Origin of the sequence: Saezia sanguinis (assembly GCF_003991585.1) — a bacterium.
GTDB classification, from domain to species: domain Bacteria; phylum Pseudomonadota; class Gammaproteobacteria; order Burkholderiales; family Burkholderiaceae_C; genus Saezia; species Saezia sanguinis.
Genome location: NZ_PQSP01000002.1, coordinates 348370 through 368667, shown reverse-complemented (window position 1 = coordinate 368667; position 20298 = coordinate 348370). Strand labels below are relative to the sequence as shown.

At 51.0% G+C, this 20298-nt stretch carries 18 protein-coding genes and 1 tRNA gene; 2 read left to right on the top strand and 17 right to left on the bottom strand.

The window, feature by feature from the left end:
• Positions 1–209 precede the first annotated feature (209 nt).
• The 7 genes from CUZ56_RS05795 to serS form a co-directional block, all read right to left on the bottom strand.
• On the bottom strand, positions 210–602 hold the full coding sequence (locus tag CUZ56_RS05795; protein WP_126979145.1) for a hypothetical protein: 393 nt from the start codon (positions 600–602) through the stop codon (positions 210–212).
• A 73-nt stretch (positions 603–675) separates the two neighbouring features.
• The gene (locus CUZ56_RS05790) at positions 676–1290 is read right to left on the bottom strand and encodes a DUF4339 domain-containing protein (RefSeq protein WP_126979143.1); all 615 of its coding nucleotides are present in this window, start codon (positions 1288–1290) and stop codon (positions 676–678) included.
• A 198-nt stretch (positions 1291–1488) separates the two neighbouring features.
• On the bottom strand, positions 1489–2991 hold the full coding sequence (locus CUZ56_RS05785) for a tyrosine-type recombinase/integrase (protein ID WP_126979141.1): 1503 nt from the start codon (positions 2989–2991) through the stop codon (positions 1489–1491).
• A 533-nt stretch (positions 2992–3524) separates the two neighbouring features.
• Positions 3525–3779 carry a hypothetical protein gene (locus CUZ56_RS05780; RefSeq protein WP_126979139.1) on the bottom strand — a complete coding sequence of 85 codons (255 nt, stop codon included), beginning with the start codon at positions 3777–3779 and terminating at the stop codon, positions 3525–3527.
• Between the two features lie 77 nt (positions 3780–3856).
• Entirely contained in the window at positions 3857–5368 is a 1512-nt protein-coding gene (locus tag CUZ56_RS05775; RefSeq protein ID WP_126979137.1) for a hypothetical protein, read from the bottom strand.
• Positions 5369–5801: 433 nt separating this feature from the next.
• Positions 5802–5891: transfer RNA gene (locus CUZ56_RS05770), tRNA-Ser, on the bottom strand.
• Between the two features lie 153 nt (positions 5892–6044).
• A complete protein-coding gene (serS, locus tag CUZ56_RS05765; protein WP_126979135.1) occupies positions 6045–7346 on the bottom strand; it encodes a serine--tRNA ligase in 1302 nt (433 codons plus the stop codon).
• 365 nt (positions 7347–7711) lie between these two features.
• Between serS and CUZ56_RS05760 the strand changes: the two genes are divergently transcribed.
• Together CUZ56_RS05760 and CUZ56_RS05755 are read left to right on the top strand one after the other, a co-directional pair.
• Positions 7712–9466, top strand: coding sequence for an MFS transporter (locus CUZ56_RS05760; protein ID WP_126979133.1), 1755 nt, complete (start codon positions 7712–7714; stop codon positions 9464–9466).
• Complete coding sequence (locus tag CUZ56_RS05755; protein WP_126979131.1) at positions 9378–10577, top strand: HlyD family secretion protein; 1200 nt, start codon at positions 9378–9380, stop codon at positions 10575–10577. Before CUZ56_RS05760 ends, CUZ56_RS05755 begins: the two co-directional genes overlap by 89 nt.
• 25 nt (positions 10578–10602) lie before the next feature.
• On the opposite strand, the gene CUZ56_RS05750 is transcribed toward CUZ56_RS05755, so the two are convergent.
• From CUZ56_RS05750 to CUZ56_RS05705, 10 genes are all read right to left on the bottom strand, one after another.
• The gene (locus tag CUZ56_RS05750; RefSeq protein ID WP_126979129.1) at positions 10603–11865 is read right to left on the bottom strand and encodes a glycosyltransferase family 9 protein; all 1263 of its coding nucleotides are present in this window, start codon (positions 11863–11865) and stop codon (positions 10603–10605) included.
• 39 nt (positions 11866–11904) lie between these two features.
• Complete coding sequence (locus tag CUZ56_RS05745) at positions 11905–12699, bottom strand: class I SAM-dependent methyltransferase (protein WP_126979127.1); 795 nt, start codon at positions 12697–12699, stop codon at positions 11905–11907.
• Between the two features lie 207 nt (positions 12700–12906).
• The gene (lipA, locus tag CUZ56_RS05740) at positions 12907–13890 is read right to left on the bottom strand and encodes a lipoyl synthase (RefSeq protein WP_126979125.1); all 984 of its coding nucleotides are present in this window, start codon (positions 13888–13890) and stop codon (positions 12907–12909) included.
• 2 nt (positions 13891–13892) lie between these two features.
• Positions 13893–14579, bottom strand: coding sequence for a lipoyl(octanoyl) transferase LipB (lipB, locus tag CUZ56_RS05735; RefSeq protein ID WP_126979123.1), 687 nt, complete (start codon positions 14577–14579; stop codon positions 13893–13895).
• A gap of 32 nt (positions 14580–14611) precedes the next feature.
• Positions 14612–14896: a DUF493 family protein gene (locus CUZ56_RS05730; RefSeq protein WP_126979121.1), complete on the bottom strand. Its 285-nt coding sequence runs from the start codon at positions 14894–14896 to the stop codon at positions 14612–14614.
• A gap of 79 nt (positions 14897–14975) precedes the next feature.
• The gene (locus CUZ56_RS05725; protein ID WP_404948032.1) at positions 14976–16193 is read right to left on the bottom strand and encodes a D-alanyl-D-alanine carboxypeptidase family protein; all 1218 of its coding nucleotides are present in this window, start codon (positions 16191–16193) and stop codon (positions 14976–14978) included.
• A 131-nt stretch (positions 16194–16324) separates the two neighbouring features.
• Complete coding sequence (locus CUZ56_RS05720; RefSeq protein WP_126979684.1) at positions 16325–16966, bottom strand: alpha/beta hydrolase; 642 nt, start codon at positions 16964–16966, stop codon at positions 16325–16327.
• 234 nt (positions 16967–17200) lie between these two features.
• Positions 17201–18685, bottom strand: a complete 1485-nt coding sequence (xseA, locus tag CUZ56_RS05715) for an exodeoxyribonuclease VII large subunit (RefSeq protein ID WP_239442090.1) — start codon at positions 18683–18685, stop codon at positions 17201–17203.
• Between the two features lie 54 nt (positions 18686–18739).
• Positions 18740–19726: an Hsp33 family molecular chaperone HslO gene (hslO, locus tag CUZ56_RS05710; RefSeq protein ID WP_126979115.1), complete on the bottom strand. Its 987-nt coding sequence runs from the start codon at positions 19724–19726 to the stop codon at positions 18740–18742.
• Positions 19719–20246, bottom strand: coding sequence for a gamma carbonic anhydrase family protein (locus tag CUZ56_RS05705; protein ID WP_126979113.1), 528 nt, complete (start codon positions 20244–20246; stop codon positions 19719–19721). Before CUZ56_RS05705 ends, hslO begins: the two co-directional genes overlap by 8 nt.
• Positions 20247–20298 lie beyond the last annotated feature (52 nt).

Genomic DNA, 20298 nt, shown 5'->3' with positions numbered 1-20298 from the left:
TTTGTTCTTTCAAAAATAGGGCTGAGCACAGATGCCCCAGGCAAATGGGGCATCTATGTTAACGATGGATGGATATATCAGTGAGGGCTTAACGTTGTGTACAAGGTCTAGTCGCTGTTTGCATCTGTCGCAGGAACGTTTCTTCTGTGATACCAGATCACTCCATCTAATGCCACTGTTCTTCGTTACCTGCCAACGAAAGCCCATTCTCATAAAAAGAAATATATAAGGTAATATTGCAAAGGCAAAGGTGATATTTTTTCTTGTTCATGCAGCGCCATACAAGCCGAAGAGTTATATATCTTTACAAGTGTATAAAGCTGTCCCTCCATACTTTTGTTATACATATCCATTTCATCCCTGACTTCTTGACTAAGAAATGCTAAGTCGCGTGCCGATGGATTGATGTTGTTTTCTCTGGCAAAAATAGCAAACTTTTCAGTTATCCGCCTGGACGCTTCGCCTCTTTCAAGCTGGCTGGCAACAATACCACATCGGAGATATGTTTTAAGTTTGTCTGTATTGGATGAGCATGACGATAATGCCACCATGACCGTCAGCAACACGATTAGTCTTATTTGTAGAAATTTAAATGTTTTCATTCTGAGTTCTCTTTTTTATAGTTTCTGAAGTCATGGCCTGTCTAATGCCAAGCCACGAGAAGACCGGTATGGTTCATGCCAGCAAGATGATGACAAAGCAAATAAGCCAGACAATGAAATACGCAAGGTTTTGCTTCAAGGCATAAGCCCTTTGATACATATATACTGGGATCAGCCATACCCAACCTTTAAATCTCGTGGTATCAATTCCGGCAAGTTTAAGCTTGCGTTCATCCCAAAAGCTTAATGCCAGGTTCAATATGATGGTGATGTACCAGTAGCTGTTTTGCTGCATGGCTCGTTCAGCATGGGCTTCCACCAAATAGCTTTGGCCTTGGTATTTAAACCCTGCCACAGCACCTGCAACAAACCATTCCAGGGTATAACCGATCAAGGGTGCAAATGCCAATATCCAGATCCAGGTATTGTTGACTTGTTTGCCTGTCAGCGGAGGTGGGGCAACTGCTGTGAGATGATTTTTGAATTCGCTATGCTCCAACGCGATCCATTCTGTAAGGGTACTGTTCCAAACCATACTGCCATAAGTCAGTTTTTTGGCTTTGATAAAGTTGATTATTTGCTGGGAACTTACAGGACCTAAACGCTGTTGTCCGTCAGCATAATACCAGGTAGCTTCCTCTGGGAACTCAGTAGTTTGCAATGGTGCAAGTGGTTTTTGATCTGGCATTGTGTGGTTCCTTTTATGATGGGTTAAATGATTCCTGCGCCATGCAGGGTTCAGTTTTGTTATATGTATGTGAAATCGGTTTCATTGTTTTTGGGCAAAGCTGCGCCCACACCGGCAAAGCGAAATGCCTTTCCAGTGCAAAGAAGCTTGTGGTTTACATTGAGGTTTTAGGGGCTGCTACTACCAGCCCAGGGAGGCTTAAGGTCCTGCCCGGTGCGGTAAGCTGTAATGCTGCGATGGCAGTGTTAACCGTGGTGACGCAGCCAGGACAGTTGGTTTGAACCGATAGTTGCTTTTCCTGGTAGCAGGCTGTTTTGCCTGTCCTGGTGTGGATACCGCTGTCGCTGTTTGTGTTTCCACTTCAACCGGTATTGGGTTTGTTGATGATTCGCTGGTTTTGTGTGGTTCTGTGAGTAGCCGGTACAGGGTTTCAAGAGCCTGTCTTTTCTCGTTCAGGTAATCATGCCGGTCATAATGGCGCACCTGTACACCGGAGAGTCCGTGTGACTGCAACTGGGCCCGGGTTTCACGGGATACCCCGGCTGCAGCCAGCCTGGTTTCGATGGTTCTTCTGATATCTCCCAGGGTGAAGTCTGTTAAATATGGATCTCCCCCGCTGTGATTGTGTTTGTTGTTCATGCCTCCTCTTCGCTTCATCTGTGCAATGACCTGCTTTAACGCTTTGCTGGCTGTAGAGTAACAAGCGCCATGCTGTCCCTGTGTGATGGTCCAGACATGGATAGGGTGATGCGGGCTGTTTGTCGTTGGGTTATTGGGCAGGAGCATCTCTTGCATGGCCTCATGGGCCTGCGGCAGTATCGGGATGGTATGCAGGCGTGGTTGGTGCCGCCTGCCTTTGGGGTCTTTGAGGGTGAGTGTCTGGCTGTCAGCATCGTAGTCATGGTATGTGGCCCTGGCCAGTTGCTGGATTCTCTGTCCTCCTGTGAGCAGGTGAAAGCGCAGAAGCGCACCTGCGGTGGTGTTGAGGTTTTTGATATGCTGCCAGTAGGCCTGGAGTTCTGTGATGGACAGTACCCGGTCTTTGGTCTGGCTGCTGTTGCGTATGGGAGGAATATCCCGGGCAGGATTGGTGCTGATGCTGAGTTCAATGAATGCGGGCATCCCATCAATGTGCTGTCTGGCCTGTATGGCTGCTGCGTATGCAGCCCGGATGTGGCAACGCAGTTTGTCTGCTGCGCGGGGTTTGCCCTGGTCCGAGACTGCCCGGATGATTTCAAGGATATGGTCGGTGGTGATGTCAATTGCCGGGAGGTTCCAGTACTGGGGATAGGCCTGGTGGATATGGCGTTCAAGGGTATTTTTGACTTCACGGCTGCTGCTGCACTTGCGGCGCTGGAGGTCGCTGACATAGGTGAGGAGTAACACACCAAAGGTGGTGTGTTGCTGTGTGCTGGGTCTGGATGTTCTTGTCCTGGAACCTGGCAGTGGATGGGTTTTAAAGTTTTCCTGCAGCTGGCGTGACAGGATCGATGCCTGGCGCCTGGCTTCAAGCAGGCTCAGTCCACTGCCCAGGGGGATACGAATCTGTTGATGCCGGGAGTCGGTGTAGCGAAAGTAATAAGCAATCCGCTTATTTTGAAGGCCACGTGCCTGGAGTTGTCCGGCACCACGGGTGTTGCTTTCTGTAGCCCATTGGCCGGGCTGGAGGTTTTTGATTTTTTTGTCTGTGAGTAAGCTCATGACTGTTCCCTGCATTCCGATTGGCTGTTTTGGTGTTGTTGTTTGTTTTGCAGCTCAGGTGCCTGTTGGGTGCCTGAATGTCAAAAGCTGCAGTACGCCCAGTATAGACAGCTTCATACAGGGTGTCGATTGGAAAATATCCATGAAATCAAGATGATAAGACGGAACTGGACAATCCTGGACAAGCGGCCCAAGGTCTTTTAATCCTTGTGTTGCCCATTATTTGGGCAACATATTTGAAGCCAGAATGGGGGTAAAAACGGCTGTCAAAATGTCTTTTGGAAAAAACGGGATGTGCAATGCTGTCTTTTTGCGGCCGAGGGTGTACAAACCCCGGAAGCTGTGAAGGGTTAATTTGGTAATTTGGCAACAGCGTAAAACAGAAGAATTCCAGGCACAAAGGTGCTGCCTGGCAGGCACTGTATAGGCACCAGTCGCTTTTTTATGTCAGTGTCGATATGCTGCAACACTTGTACTGGTGCAGGTTTTAAGATCCCCTCCCTTTTATGGATCAGGGATTAAAAGGAAGGTGGTTATCCATCCAGAAGCTCAGCTTCAAGTCGCTCTATTGAAGTAAAACAACTCACATCCCCCCAAACCTGAATCTCGGGGTTGAATATAGGATGAAGAATCATCACAGGATCTCTCTCAGTATGCTCAACATCTTCTGGGGAGCGAATCCACTCACCATTCCACACATATGCCATGCCAATAACACCCATATCGCACTCACGTTCAGAATCCGATACAGTATGACGGCCTGCATGGCAAATAAAAATCTTTTTCATAAACCTGAACCTCTTTTTGTTATAGATAAACTCTGATTTCAGATTTTATAGCACTCACTCCAGAAATAGTGTATGTGTCATTGTGATAAAGGATGCCTTAAAAAGTGCTCGTTCATTACTTTAATTAAGGCCTGATCATTGGTCTGTCTTGTTAGCGCTGCAATTTGAGCCGCACCTTTGTAATTAATATCATATCTACTTATGAGCTCTTTTCTCTCTTCGAGAAACGCTACGGCATCCTCTTCAAATTCACAAGTCGCCCAATAATGAAATTTATAACGTAAATTTTTCATGTCAGGGTGCTCTCTTGCTGAGGCATAAATGATAGGAATTTTTTCTCGCTGCCATCTTTCAACATCAGCCAATAAGATCTTGTTCTTATGGGTATATCCTTTACATTCGATAAAGTGAACCTCTTGACCTAAATTAACAATGCAAACATCTACCTCTGCCTTTTCTTCAGAGTTGAAACTCTTCTTGAATATTTGGTTCAGGCGTATATCGCTGCCAAGGCGAATCCTTCTAGCCAATTCAGCAGCAATGAACTCAAACAAAGCACCTCGTAGATTTCCTGCTGCCCCTTCAATTCTTCCCAAATTATTAAACAGTTGATCGAACTTTTCTGGGTCAACAACCTGCAAAGCCGTATTGCAAAGCATGTCTGTTAAAACTTTTAAACTCTCTGCAATTTCTTTGCCAAACAGATTATCAATCGTTGCAGGCATCACCCCAAGTTTTTTGGCTGCTCCAAATGCCCCTTGAGTAAACGCTGGTGCAACAATAAACTGAAGACAGTTTTGGGTTAATAGAAGCTGACACTTGTTGAGAAAAGGACTGATACCGTCTTCTGTCAATGGATATGTAGAAATAACATCACATGCAACAAATCCTGGCTGCACTTGTTTGCCTTTCCATCGACGCAACGCAGTTAGATAGGACGGAGCACTAAGATCCCAGGCACAAGTACCGACTTGAGGAAAATCATCTGTACCGTCCCGTATTTTGACCTTGTCATAGCTGACCATCCCGATGTTTTTAGACCAGTCACAAATCGCATTCAGTAAAATTGACTCTGTCAGTAAACGCGCTTTTAACCTAGCCATGCTCATTTCATCTAATTCAACAGTTCTTAAATGAAGACATTTTCCTACACCGGGAACACGCGCGCGCTTGACAACACCAGCTTTGATCAGCCGCTCTTTTACGCTGTCACATGAAAGATGTTTTTTCTGCCGAATTGGGGCACCACATGCTATTGTAAAATGCGCTTCTGGCATGGTGCCTTCTCTGGCATTGAACGCCATCAATGCCAAACCATAAGCGGATTTACTTTTAATAAGCGCTGTAATCAAGCATTGCCAGTACTCATCTGTTTCATATTGCGATTTCAAATAGACAAAATAGGCCTTTTTAGGAAATGGTAACACCGTAAGGCGAAAAATATTGCCCCCTGAAATATTGCTACCCCGAGACACACGCTGTCGTGCTGCGGTTGGAGATATATTCAATTTTTTCTCGAGCGCGTAACCAAGCTCCGAACTTAGGCAAGGCCCCTTTTGTCTTAAAAGTTTTTCAATATCACCACTCATAAATCAATGTCACACTGCGCTATTTATAAAATAAATATCATTTTTAGATTCATTCAAAATCTTTTTTATTATATAACTATATGAATTATTTAAAAAAAAATAAACATCAGATGAAAGAACTCAAAAAAATGATGTCACAGAACCAAATTTTACCCGTTAAAGAACATCATTAGCCCAGAGTGTTGAGAGTCCCAAGATAATCTGCCCACTGCTGCATCATTTCTGTTCGCTCTTTGATGAACTTGGTCCGGTTATAGGCGGTTTCCAGTGCATTAAGGATAATGAGCCATAAGTGAAACTCAGCAAAAAATATAGCCCTAAGGCTTCTTAATATGTCCTATTAAATCCAAACCTCAATCATGGGTACAAACATGGGTTTAAGCATCATAAAAAAATAAAACCCTAATCAAATCAATCGATTAGGGCTTTATTTTGGCGGAGAGAGGGGGATTCGAACCCCCGGTGCGCTTACACGCACTCCTGATTTCGAGTCAGGTACATTCAACCGCTCTGCCATCTCTCCGCAAGGCATTTCTTTCCTGTTTAACCGCATGGGAACCAGTATAACAACCAGGCCCCGCATAAAACAGGAGGTCATTTTAGCAAACTTTGCGCGTATGCTTGCAAAACATTTTGCAGCATGCACATTTGGGGCGTGTTAACACGCCCCTGTCGATCAGGGCTTAAGCACCTGCACACCTCCCATATAGGGCTGCAATACTTTAGGCACGCTGACGCTGCCATCGGCATTCTGGTAATTTTCCAGCACGGCAACCAGCGCACGCCCGACCGCTACACCAGAACCATTGAGTGTATGCACATACTGTGGCTTGCCATTTTCATCGCGGTAACGTGCCTGCATGCGACGGGCCTGGAAAGTTTCACAATTGGAGCACGAGCTAATCTCGCGGTAGGTTTTCTGTGCTGGCACCCACACCTCCAGGTCATACGTTTTGGCGGCTCCAAACCCCATATCGCCGGTACACAGGGTAATGACCCGGTAGGGCAACTCCAAACGCTGCAGAATATCTTCCGCATGCCAGACCATTTCTTCCAGAGCAGCCCAGGAGTCTTGCGGTTTTTCAATACGCACCATTTCCACTTTGTCGAACTGGTGCTGGCGAATCATTCCCCGTGTATCGCGCCCGTAAGAACCTGCTTCAGAGCGAAAGCACGGGCTATGTGCGGTCATCCGCAACGGCAGTTGATCTGCATTGAGGATCTGCTCGCGTACTGCATTGGTCAGTGGAATCTCTGCTGTAGAAATCAGGTACTGCTCATCCTGCGGCTCGTCTTCCGTACCACCACGGCTGACCCAGAACATATCCTCCTTGAACTTGGGCAACTGGCCGGTACCTACCAGTACATCGGCATTAACGATATAGGGCGTGTAACATTCAGTGTACCCGTGCTCACGTGTGTGCACATCAAGCATGAACTGCGCCAGCGCCCGGTGCAGGCTTGCCACCTGCCCTCTCAAAAATGTGAAGCGCGCCCCCGACAACCTGGCCCCCAGGTCAAAATCCAACCCCAGCGGCCCACCGACATCCACATGGTCTTTGATCTCAAAATCAAATTCACGCGGTGTCCCCCAGCGGCGCATTTCAAGGTTGTCGTTTTCGTCTTTACCAACCGGAACGCTCTCATGCGGCAGATTCGGGACTGACAGCACAATATCCTGTAGCTCCGCCTGAATGTTTTCCAGCCGTGCTGCACCGGTTTTCAGTTCATCGCCAATACCAGCTACCTCTGCCATCACGGCATCGGCACTCTCCCCTTTGGATTTGAGCGCACCAATCTGTTTGGAAAGCGTATTGCGTTTGGCCTGCAATTCCTCGGTACGGGTTTGCAGGGTTTTACGCTCCGCCTCCAGTGCCTTGAATTTATCCACATCCAGATAAGGCTGCGGGTTTTTACGTTTTTGCAACTGGGTGACAACAGCATCCAGGTCTTTTCTCAATAAATTAATGTCTAGCATGGTGCAGCTATTCTGAAATGATGATGGGAGTAACAGGGATCAATCAAAGAGTGATTGTCCAGTATGCGCATCATACAGGCAAATCCATGGTCGCAAAGATGACTGGGTTGCTCTTGCTTGCCCCAATGTGGGCGTGTTTTAACAGTTTCCGAGGCAATTCACCCTGCCCAGCGCCTTGGAAAACAATATGCATGAAAAAATGGGTTTTTGGGGCACGGCACAAGAGAGCTGGTCTAAAGGTATATGATAGTCTCCCTGTCATTGACGTTTCTGTCATAAATAAGGCATCCCAGCGAGCACATGCCGTTGTTTTTTCGACGCGGCATGCCTACCGTCTGGTGCCCAGAAAATTCCTTTACAGAAGTATGACGCTCCCTTATCAACCGCTCAATCGCCTGCCAGACTGGACTGAAGAGGAAAAGCCATTTGTCCCCGGCTCCCCTTCAACCCCATCACATCCGCTGCTGGTCCGGATTGCCTATGGCTGTGTAGGGTTATTGGTTGGCATTACCAGCGGGCTGGGTATGTCGCTGCTCAGCATCAACCTGCCCAATATTCAGGGGACCATGAGCCTGACCCCCGCGCAGGGGGCTTATTCGATTGCGGCATACTCTACGGCCAACGCCTGTGCCAATTTGCTGATTTTTAAGTTTCGCCAGCAGTTTGGCGTACGGTTATTCGCAGAAATCGCGCTGTCCATTTACGCTGCGCTGACATTGCTGCATCTGCTGGTCAACGATTTCAACACGGCACTGCTGGTCAGAGGTGCCAGCGGTTTTGCCGGTGCGGCCATGACGGTGCTGGGCTTTTTCTACATGATACAAGCCTTCCCCAAAAAGCATCGTGGCAAGGCCCTGGTCATTGGCCTGGGTATTTCGCAACTGGCACTGCCCATTGCCGGCATTATTTCACCGATGCTGTCCAATTATGGGCAGTGGCATGTCCTGTACCGGTTTGAAGCGGGCCTGGCCTTGTGCTCGCTGGCTGCGGTAGTCATATTGAAACTGCCGCCCAGCATTCACATCAAAGCGTTTGAATGGCAGGATATTCCAACGATTCTGATGATCATTCCAGGGTTGGCGCTGTTCTTTGCCGTGCTGTCGCAAGGCGTCATTCAATGGTGGGTCGATGCACCATGGATTGCTTACGCATGGTGTGCCAGCATTGTGCTGACTTTTTCAGCGCTTTTTTATGAACACCACCGCACCAACCAGTTAATTTACACGCACTGGATATTTCAGCCATCGACACTGAATTTTGCAATGGGCGCATTGGCACTGCGCTTTTTGCTTTCCGAGCAGAATTACGGCGCCGTGAACATGCTCAAAATGCTGGGAATGGGGCCCGATCAGTTGCAGTTGTTTTACGTGGTTGTGTTTTTTGGTGTTCTGATCGGCATCATCAGTTCAGCAATGCTATTCAGTCCTAAAACCATTTTTGTACAGACCGGCATTGCGCTGGTTTTCATTATTACCGGCAGTTTCATGGATACAGGCTCCACCAGCCTGACCCGCCCGCACGACATGTTCATCAGCCAGTTCCTGATTGCAGTGGCATGCGGCATGTTTTTGGGCCCGATGATGCTGCTGGGCATTATGCAGGTATATACAAAAGGCAAACACTACATCATTTCTTTTGCCATCCTGTTTTCTCTCACACAAAATATTGGCGGCATTGGCGGGCAGGCTATCTTTGGCACCATTCAGCAGATTCGCGAGCGCGAATATTCAGCGCTGATTACCTCGCACACCAATCTGGCTGATCCGCAGGTAGCACAGCGCCTGCAGATTCAGGCCGCAGCCTACGCGCCTTACATCACCGACCCGGCGCTGCGCAACGCTTACAGCACCAGCCGCCTGGCTACGATCGCCAGACAGGAAGCCAATATCCGCGCTTACAATGATATTTTTCTACTGGCCGGCTCAATTGCCGTGATATTTTTGATCTGGTCACTGATCAATCTTTATCTGGCATTCAGAAACGCTAAACAAATCATCAAAATCGCTCGCTTACGCAGGAAGCTGATTATTCATGTCATCAAACAATATAAAAGAAACACCTCCCACAGACGAAACCGGCAAAGAAGAAACAGACCAACAGCTACCGCCAATCACGCTTAAAGAGATTGCCTCCAAAGCTGTTGAAAAAAGTATTCCGGCTGCTGCCGACACACCGCCGAAAATCATCAAGCCCAAACGCTCTACCGTGATTTTGATGGCGGGCGTGGCACTGATTGGTATTTTGCTGATTCTGAGCGCCTGGCATTTGTGGCCATTCAGCAGCGCGGTGATGGTGACCGACAACAGTTATGTCCGGGGCCAGATTGTCGTCATTGCACCGCAGGTGAACGGCTATGTGGTTGATATTCCTGTCAAAGATTTTGAGCATGTGGAACAGGGCGCCGTTCTTGCACAGATTGACGACCGCACCTACCGCGCCCGTGTTGCCGAGGCACAGGCACGGGTAGCCAATGCACAGGCCACGCTGGATAATCTGGCACAAACGCTGGCACAGAACAAGGCCGCGCTGTCATCCAGCCAGGCGCAACTGGCCGCTTACCAGGCCGAATACAAAAGGGCTGCACTTGATAAGGAAAGAACAGACCAGTTGGCCACCGGCGGCGCCCTGACCCGCCGGGAACAGGATACAGTGAATGCTACCTACCTGCTGGCACAGGCCAATGTCCTGCGGGGCCAGGCCGGTGTGCAAACCGCGCAGGAAACCATTAAAGCCACAGAAATTTCCCGTGACAGCCTGCAAGCACAGCTTGAGATTGCACAGGCACAACTGCAGCAAGCCAATATCGACCTGGATAACACCACCATCCGTGCCCCCCAATCCGGGCAGGTCAGCGAGGCAACCGTGCGCCAGGGCCAGTATGTCTCAGCCGGTTCGCAGCTTATGTTTTTAATTTCGCAGAAAATCTGGGTGGTGGCCAACTACAAGGAAACACAGACCAGCCACCTGCACATTGGCATGCGAGCCACATTCACAGTAGACGCATTGGATGACCAGAAATTCAGCGGGTACATTGAAGAAATTGCACCCGCAACCGGTTCAGAGTTCAGCATTCTGCGCCCCGATAACGCCACTGGCAACTTCACCAAAGTGGTTCAGCGTCTGCCGATCCGGATTGCCATCGATCCTGATCAGGAGCTCTATAACCGCCTGAGGCCCGGCATGTCGGTTGTCACCTCCATTGATACGTCGCAGCAAGTGCCCGATCAGTAATAACGCCTGCCTGTGCCTGTACAGGCTAACAACGGCCCTTCACTTCTGTCTGTTGCACATGCTGCTGAATCAGCGTATTCACGGTATTCAGAATTTGGACAACTGACAGATCAGCCAGTGTGGCCGTCGCAGAAAAAAGTTGTACCGCCTGCGGATTATTCGGTGACATCAGATCGTCATTGATCAGGATCTGCCGCGGCCTTTGCCCAGCATCGATATGAGGGGCATCAAAAAAATAATCCTTGAGCAACTGCATCTGCTGATAATAGTGCCGTTTGGCTTTTTCCTTGCCATTGCGGGGTGGGCGTAATGCATGGATATATAACCCGACCGTCGGTTTTTCAAAAGTCGCGGCAATGTGCACAATAGACGTATCCGGTGTGATCACCAAGTCAGCACAGCGAACCAACGGCACCACATCCATGATGCTCGGGGACGAAAACCGGTGGACCTGCGCGGCATATGCTGCAGGCACTTCTATCTGCGCCAGCCGGTCTTCATAGCCAATCAATACCACTTGTGCCTGCGGATAGCGCTGCAAAATCCCTTTGATAATATCCTGAATCTGCGCTCTGCTGAGGTCACGGGTTTCGTGGCTGGCAAACGGGTTAAAAACAATGACCGGCTCTCCGCTCTGACGCAGCTTCTCAACATACGCCTGCCCTTTTTCGTTGGTTGCCTCATCCACAAACAGGTCACAGGAAAGGTCTGCGTTCGGTATGCCCAGGTAGCTCAGAAACAAATCCATCACCCGGATGAAGTGCGCGTGTACATCGTAAAAATTCAATGACACGTCATAGCAGCCCAGGTGACTGCGGTTCCAGCTCACCAGGTAATTGCAGGGTATATCCTGCGGGAAAATCAGCCAGTCGATATTTTCATTGAATGAAGGGTAGCGCACATCCAGCACCATGTCGTAGTGCAGGTCATGAAATGTTTCCTGGATGAATGGCTTGATGTCCTGATTTCTCACCTGCTGCACATGCAGCCGGCGAATATACGGGTTGTGCCGCACAATCGCCTGGTTGCCCCCGGTCGCCAGTACATCTACCTGATAACCATGCAGTGCCAGATGCCGTATCAGCGGCGTTGTCAGCACCATATCGCCAATGGCTTCATTTTTAATAACCAGGATGCTTTTAACTTTTAAAAGGTCAATGCTGCTCTGGCGGCTTCGATGCAATTGCTGCACCAATGCCTGGTATGTCACATCAATCTGCCGCTGAAACTTTTTAAGTTTACGGGCGTACAGGATGTTATAGAAAACGGAGTAGAAATAATCAATCATCTATACAGCCTGCCTGCTAAAGCACATGCTTTTTTCATGTCAGACATTCCAGCGCCAGAAATGGGATTTCAACCGGTATTTCAGGCTGGCCAGATCTTTTTGCCGTTCTTTTTGAATCATTGCAAACCCGTCAAACAAAAACGCATGCAATCCATGCATATTGCTCACCAGCTTGGCACCTAGCATATCGGCAATCCGGTGCAGTGTTTTGATCGCATAAATGGAAATGTGCCCGTTGCGCGGTGCAATATACCAGTGGTTTTCCCAACCACCTTTTAATTCTTTTTTGTCCAGCAAATGCGTTGTAAAGTAAATGGCCGCAGGTTTATTCCTGTCCAGCTTGGCCACCATGTCATAAATGGTTGCCATCGGGTTGTTCAGATGTTCCATCACCTCCACACACAACACAATGTCAAATGCCTGGTGGCTTTCAAAAAGAGAACCCTTGCTGGTGTAAGGATCGAAAAACTGGACACTGGCGTATCCGTTTTGTTTCAAAATATCAGCCAACGCACCATGCCCGCCCCCGTAATCAAGGAAGGACAACTGCTTGTGATCTGCAAAAAACTGGACAAATGACTTGGCTACCCGCTCAGAACGTATCCCCTCATACTCAGGGTCGTACTTGATGTAGTTGTCGTTATAAATACGCTCGCCGAAGTCTGCTGCGCTCCAATGATCAAAATACGGGGTGAATACAAAAGAGCAGTTCGGGCAGCGGTAATAATCAATCAGCCGGTCTTCCACGTCTGTTGCGATCAGGCCATTACATGCTTTTCTGAGGTCGACACGCATCTGGCTCTTTGCAGCACTCCCACAGATTTTGCATCTCATTTATAACCCATCCCGTTTGAAAAATAACCGACTGCTGCATTTTACTCTGGCAACCAGGCCTGTACACCTTTTTACCAAACAACCAGTCAAAAACGCCGCCTTATCTGATGCGTATAACAATACAGCCAGGCAAATCAATTGCCTGGCTGTAAATTCAAAAAACAAAGACAGTCGTGAGCGTTAGGGTGTACCCATGGTCGTCATCAATCACACCCCGGCTGCATGCGCTTGCTGGTCAGCATGGTAGCTTGAGCGCACCAGTGCCCCTACTGCGGCATGACTGAACCCCATTTCCTTGGCTTTAGCTTCAAACATCTTGAAGGTGTCCGGGTGCACATAGCGCCGTACCGGAATATGGTAATTGGAAGGTGCCAGATATTGCCCGATGGTCAGCATCTCGACGTTGTGTGCACGCAGGTCACGCATCACGTCCAGAATCTCTTCATCGGTTTCACCCAGGCCCACCATCAAACCGCTCTTGGTCGGCACATCGGGCACCATGTCCTTGAATTTTTTCAGCAGATCCAGGCTGACCTGATAGTCCGCCCCCGGACGTGCTTCCTTATACAGGCGCGGCACGGTTTCCAGATTGTGGTTCATCACATCCGGTGGGGCCGATTTCAGGATATCCAATGCTTTATCCAGACGACCGCGGAAATCCGGCGTCAGAATTTCAATCTGGGTGCTGGGTGAATATTCACGAATTTTGGTAATACAGTCCACATAATGCTGGCTGCCGCCATCGCGCAAGTCATCCCGGTCCACACTGGTAATCACCACATAACGCAGCTTCATCGCCGCGACCGTTTTTGCCAGGTGCTCGGGCTCGTTCACATCCAGCGGGTCGGGCCGGCCGTGTCCGACATCACAAAACGGGCAACGGCGGGTGCACTTATCGCCCATGATCATGAACGTTGCCGTGCCCTTGCCAAAGCACTCGCCGATATTGGGGCAGGAAGCCTCTTCACACACGGTGAAAAGCTGGTTTTCCCGCAGGATTTTTTTCACCTCATAAAAATGAGATGAGGCCGATGCGGCCTTGACACGCAGCCACTCGGGCTTGCGCAATTGCTCAGCCGGCACAATCTTGATCGGAATACGCGCCGTTTTAGCCTGCGATTTTTGCTTGGCCGTTGCATCGTAGTTTTCTGCCGCCTGTGCCTGGTGAACGGTTCTGTCTGGTGTCGTCATACTTAAAGCGCACACGCCAGTTGCTCAGATAACCGGGTGGCTACCTGTTCCCAGCTGTGCTCGTTAATGGGTACCCCCATTGTAAAAAGATCGGTGGTTTTCAGGTTTGCGTAACCGCAAGGATTGATCCACTCAAAAGGCTGCAAGTCCATTTTCACATTAAGCGCAATTCCATGGTAGGTGCAATGACTACTGAGTTTGACCCCCAGCGCAGAAATTTTCGCCAGCCCGGTAAAGTCGGGATTTTTGGGGTCGCCTGCGGGTAACGGCAGCGTATCGGGTTGCCCGGCAACAGCCTGGGTGTGTACATAGACACCAGGTGCACCAGGCACCAGGAAGCCGTTCACGCCAAAATCCGCCAGTGTACCAATCACGGCCTGCTCCAGGCGGCGCACATAATCACGGATGAAATAATCGCGCCGGCGCATATCCAGCAGCACATAGGCCACCACCTGCCCCGGGCCATGGTAAGTCACCTGTCCGCCGCGGTTGGTGTGCACCACGGGAATGTCATGCGGGGCCAGTACATGCTCCGGCTTGCCTGCCAGGCCTAAGGTGTAAACGGGAAAATGCTCGCACAGCCAGATTTCGTCTGGTGTTTCCAGCGTTCTGGCTGCCGTGAATTCGCGCATGGCATCATAAGTCTCCTGATATGGAGCCGGACGGATTGTCTTCACCCGAAAATCCATGATTTCCCCTGATGCCTGCGCTATCTGCTGCGTTACAGCACAACTTTGACCATCGGGTGCGATGTCAGCGCCAGATACAAGCGGTCCAACTGCTCCCGGCTGGTGGCATTGACAATCACCGTCAAGCCCAGATAATTACCCGCTTTGCTGGGGCGATGCTCCATGCGCTGAGCATCAAACGCCGGGTCGTGCTCGCGCACAAGCTCAGCGATTGTCTGGGCAAAGTCCTGCACATTGGCTCCCATCACCTTGATGGGAAACTCGCTCGGATACGTGATCAGCGACTCGGCTCCCGGTTCCATCCGGATCGGTCTCATACCATTCCCCTTCGTTACATTACAAAGAAGTTATATGCGGACAAATGCTCCAAAAACAAGGGGGTTCCGGCCTATCCTATCAGCGGATCCACAGGCGGAAACCATCCCACATGCGGCCAAAAAAGCCCGCTTCACCCACGTTTTCCAATGCCACCAGCTTATGGGTGCTGATATGCATCGGGCCGGTCGGCGTTTCAAGCGCAATTTTCAGCTCACCAGCCTCCTGCCCACGGGTAATCGGCGCCATCAGCGGATCGTTATACGTTACGGTTGGTTTCAGACTGGTTGCCATGCCCCGGGGCACTGTCACCACAATAGGCTGCAGGCTACCCAGTTTGACTTCATTGACGCTGCCTTTCCAGACCCGCGGTTTGACAATTTCCGCATTGGCGGCATACACCTGCACATCATCCCAGGCGGCAAAACCCCAGTTCAACAGTTTCTGGCTTTCTTCGGTACGGATCTTGTCGCTGTCTGTTCCCAGCACAATCGACAGCAAGCGGCGCTTGCTGCTCAGGTTGGGAAAGTCCCGCGCGGCGCTGGCCACCAGACAGAATCCGGCTGAGCTGGTATGCCCGGTTTTCAGGCCATCCACCGACGGATCCAGAAACAGCAAGCGGTTGCGGTTGGGCTGGGTGATCGATTTCACATTCTCTCCTTCAGGAGGGTAAGTGAACTCTTTCATCGAATAATACTGGTACTCTTTCGGAAAATCGGTCATCAGCCGGCTTGCCAGTATTGCCAGGTCACGCGCCGTGGTCATGTGCCCCGGATCCGGCAGGCCTTCCACATTTTTGAACGTGGTATTCCGCATGCCCAGCAGGTGTGCCTGCTGGTTCATCATGCTGACAAAATTTTCAACCGAACCGCCAACCCCTTCGGCCAGCACAACCGTGGCATCATTACCGGACTGCACAATCATGCCTTTGATCAGGTCTTCCACCTTGACCTGGGCATTTTGCTCCACAAACATGCGCGAGCCTTCCATGTTGCGCGCCCGGGCAGAAACCGGCAGGGTCTGCTCCAGCGTCAAACGGTTGGTGCGCAATGCATCAAATACCAGATAGGCGGCCATCAGCTTGGTCAGCGAGGCTGGCTCTACCAGCATATCGGCATTGCTTTCAGCCAGAATCTGGCCCGAATTGACATCCATCAGCAGATAAGATTTGGCAGCAATGGCTGGCGGCTGGGGCAGCGCCGGATTTACCGGTGCAGTCGAAGAGGCTGTTGCTGCTGCCGTTGCCTCTGCCGCTGGCTGCTGCGCCCATGCTGTTGCTGAAAACCCCGCCCACGCCATTGTGCAGGCCAAAACCCAAGAACCCAAACGTTTCATTCCAATCTGCCTAAATAATAAAAATTGAATCCACTATTGCTGCGTATATGTGGTCTTGCCATGATGCGTCCAGCGCAACTTCTGTTAGACGGCATTCAGGCCTGCCAGTTCCGCAAAACAATATTTTTTAACAAGGGAAGCTGGCCATGAAAATAATGCCCCACACCGGGCACCACAACCACCGGCATATGCTGTGGCCTGGCCCAGTCCATGACAGCAGACAAAGGCACCACCTCGTCTTGCTCGCCATGAATCACCAATGTATCCGGCGGAACATCGGCCACCTGAAACCGCGATGCGGCAACCCCGACCATCACCAGCCGCTCGGCTGGCTGCCCAGCCTGCGCCTGCATTTCGGCAACACGTGCAGCCACATAGCTGCCAAAAGAAAAACCGGCCAGTATCAGCGGCTTGTCCTGCACCTGTGGCAGTGCGCGTGCGTATTCCACCACCTTCAGCATATCGTCGACTTCGCCCACACCGTCATTCCATTCACCGGCAGATGCGCCTACGCCGCGAAAATTAAACCGCAGGGTCACATAACCCAGTTGCAAAAATGCGCGCGCCAGCGTTTGCACCACTTTGTTATCCATGGTGCCACCATACAAAGGATGCGGATGCCCGATCACCGCCACACCGCGGGGCGTTTGCCATTCTGCCGGTGCCGGCTCGTCGCAGGCAGCCTCCAGAACACCGGCAGGGCCTTCAAGGGAAAAAAATTGTGTATTGGCACTGATAGGAACAGCCATGGCCTCAGTCACTCGATTGCTTCAACATCATCACATTTACCGTCATTGCCCGTGAAACCAACTTAACTATGGCAGGTAATCTAATGTTTTACCATTGTTTTTACTCAATCTTTGATTGTAACTTGTACCCTGCTGCGTGTAGCCCGATGATGCTGAAACCACTCTATTTAGGCAGGTTTAACATGCACATTGGGCTGCCTTGCCGCTTTTTGACCGCATGGCTCAAACGGTACTGTCATCGTCTGCATGCTGAATCAGATCGGGCATGACCTGTTTGACTTCTGCTGCGGCCCTGCCATCGGCAAACTGTGCCTGTATTTGCTGCCCGGGCTGTAACTGCGTAACAGAGTTATAGACCCGGCCATTGGCGTCGCTGATCCAGGCATAACCACGCGATAACACCTGTGACGGGTTCATCGCATTTAAACGCACGCTCAAATGCTGCAAGCGTTGCTGTCTGGCGTCCAGCCCTTGCAGGGCAGAAGCGCTGAGCCGGCTGGCCTGCGCCTGCATCTGATGCTGTTTTGACTGCAACTGCTGCTGCAAAGCATCCCGGTTACGCCACGCCAGTTGCTCCAGGCGTTGATGCGCATTACGCATCAGGCGCACAGGCTCCTGCTGCTGCCAGCGCATGGACAATTGATCCAGCTGTGACTGGTTTTGCTGCAGCACCTGTTTGGCATACAGCGGCAACAGGCGCTCCTGCTCCAGCACCTGCTGGCTGCTGCTGGTCAGTTGTTGCCTGAGCGCCTGCTGCCATCTCAATGCAGCCTGTTCCAGGCGGTTTTTCTGTGTATGCAACAATACGGCAGGCTGCTTCAAAGACAGCGCAGCATGATCAATCCGCTGCCCAAGCTGGTCCAGATAGACACGCACTTGCCGCTGCATGTCCTGTGCATGCTGAAATACCGTTTTCAGCAAATCTGCCCGCATGGGTGCTGCCAGCTCTGCTGCCGCGGTGGGCGTAGGCGCGCGCAAATCGGCCGCAAAATCAGTCAATGTAAAATCAGTTTCATGCCCGACACCGGAAATAACGGGAATGCTGCTGGCCGCCACCGCACGCACCACAGCCTCTTCATTAAAACTCCACAAATCCTCCAAAGAGCCGCCACCCCGGCATACCAGTAACGTATCGGCCTCATGCCGCTGGTTTGCTTTGTGAATAGCACTGACCAGCTCTGCTGCTGCCTGCGTTCCCTGTACAGATGCCGGATAAATCACCACGCGCACATGAGGCGCACGCCGGCGCAAGGCGATCAATACGTCATGCAATGCAGCCGCCTGTAAAGAGCTGACCACTCCCAGCACCTGCGGATAGCGCGGTACTGCACGTTTACGCGCCGTGTCAAAAAGCCCCTCATTGCCCAGCTTGGTTTTCAGTTGCTGAAACTGCTCCAGCAGGCGCCCTTGCCCGACCGGGCGCATCACCTCAACGATCAGTTGCAACTCGCCACGTTGTTCATACAGCGCAAGACGACCTTGCAACTCCACCTCATCGCCGTTGGCCGGGTTAAAAGAAAGCATGCCGGCTGCACGCTGAAACATCGCACAGCGAATCTGGCTGGTTTCATCTTTGAGTGTAAAGTAGCAATGGCCACTGGCTGCACGTGTAAAGCTGGAGATCTCCCCTTTGACATTCAAAACAGCAAAACGCGCTTTAAGCGCATCGCTGACCGCACGCACCAGGGCCGAAACTGTCCAACTCATTGATGCGGTATCTCTCATATGCGGGTCAGCCCTATGTTGGTTGCCATGTCCGGCTCATTGAAGCTGCTCGCTGGCAGGCGGCTGCGGGTCATCTGAAGCCAGCAAACGCTGCGCATCAATCGGGTCAAACTGGTATCTGGCGCCACAGAAGTCACAGTCCACTTCCACCTGCCCCTGTTCGCTCAGAATGCTTTCAACCTCATCTCGCCCAAGCCCGCGCAACATTTGCGCGACCCGTTCATAAGAGCAGGTACAGTGAAAATAAGGCTGCTGTTTATCAAACAGCCGCAACTCCTCCTGCCAGAATAAACGGTGTAACACCTCATTCACATCCAGCGTCAGCAGCTCCTCACGTTTCAGGCTGGCTGCCAGCATTGCAATGCGGTTGAAATGCTCATCCATGGCCTCGCGTTCTGCCACACCCAAATTGTTTTCACCCTCAACAGGCAGGCGTTGTACCAGCAAACCGGCCGCACACTGCTCATTGGCTGCCAGAATCACGCGTGTGGGCAACTGCTCTGACTGCTGCATATACGCTTCGATCACCTGGCTGAGATGAATGAAAGGTTTTCCGCTTGCGTCTGCCAACGGCACAATGCCCTGATACGGTTGCTGCCCGGGTAATTTGTCCTGCGGATCCAGCGTGATCGCGCACCGCCCTTGCCCATCCACGTTGCTGAGGGCATCCAGCCCGCCCAGCACCGGCACATCACCTGAAATTTTGGCAGTTGCCCGCAAGCCCATATCAGACTGCACCTCTGCCACCGCCAGTTTTAAAGGCCCATCGCCCATGATCTGCAAAACCAGCGCACCATTGAACTTGATGGTGCTGTGCAGCAAAGCAGCCGCAGCAGCCATCTCACCCACCAATTCACAAACTGCCGGCAAAAAAGCCGTGGTTCCACCGTGCGCCGTTTGCACGGTCGGGCCCGCATGGCTTTGCTGATGCCGTGCCAGTATTTCCTGCCATGCATCGGTCAATTGCACAACAGCCCCGCGCACCGGCAGCCCTTCAAACAAAAACTTCTGCAACTCAGACATGGAATTCCTTCAGTTCACGCATATACATCTGCGCCTTTTCCTTATACCCTCTGACGCTCTCTTGAATCAATGCCCGATCAGCCTCAGTCAACTCACGAACCACCCTGGCCGGGCGCCCCATCACCAGCACACCGTCCGGAAACACTTTGCCCTCGGTCACCAGCGAACCGGCGCCGACCAATGAATCACGGCCAATACGGGCACCGCTCAGCAGAACCGATTGCATGCCGATCAAAGAACCCTGTCCGACCTGACAGCTGTGCAGCATCACCTGATGCCCTACCGTAACATTGGCATCGATGATGACCGGCGTCCCCTTGTCGTTATGTACAACACACCCATCCTGGATGTTGCTGTTCTCTCCGATATGCACCAGATCATTGTCCGCGCGTATCACCGTACCAAACCAGATGCTGGCATAAGCATCGATCTGTGCCTGTCCGATGATCTGCACGCCTGGTGCAATCCAGGCCGTCGCGTCAATTTGAGGTACTTTTTCTCCAAGTCGATAAATAGGCATGTTGCTCCACTCTCTTGCATTATCAAATGTCGCCAGACGGGTTATCACTACA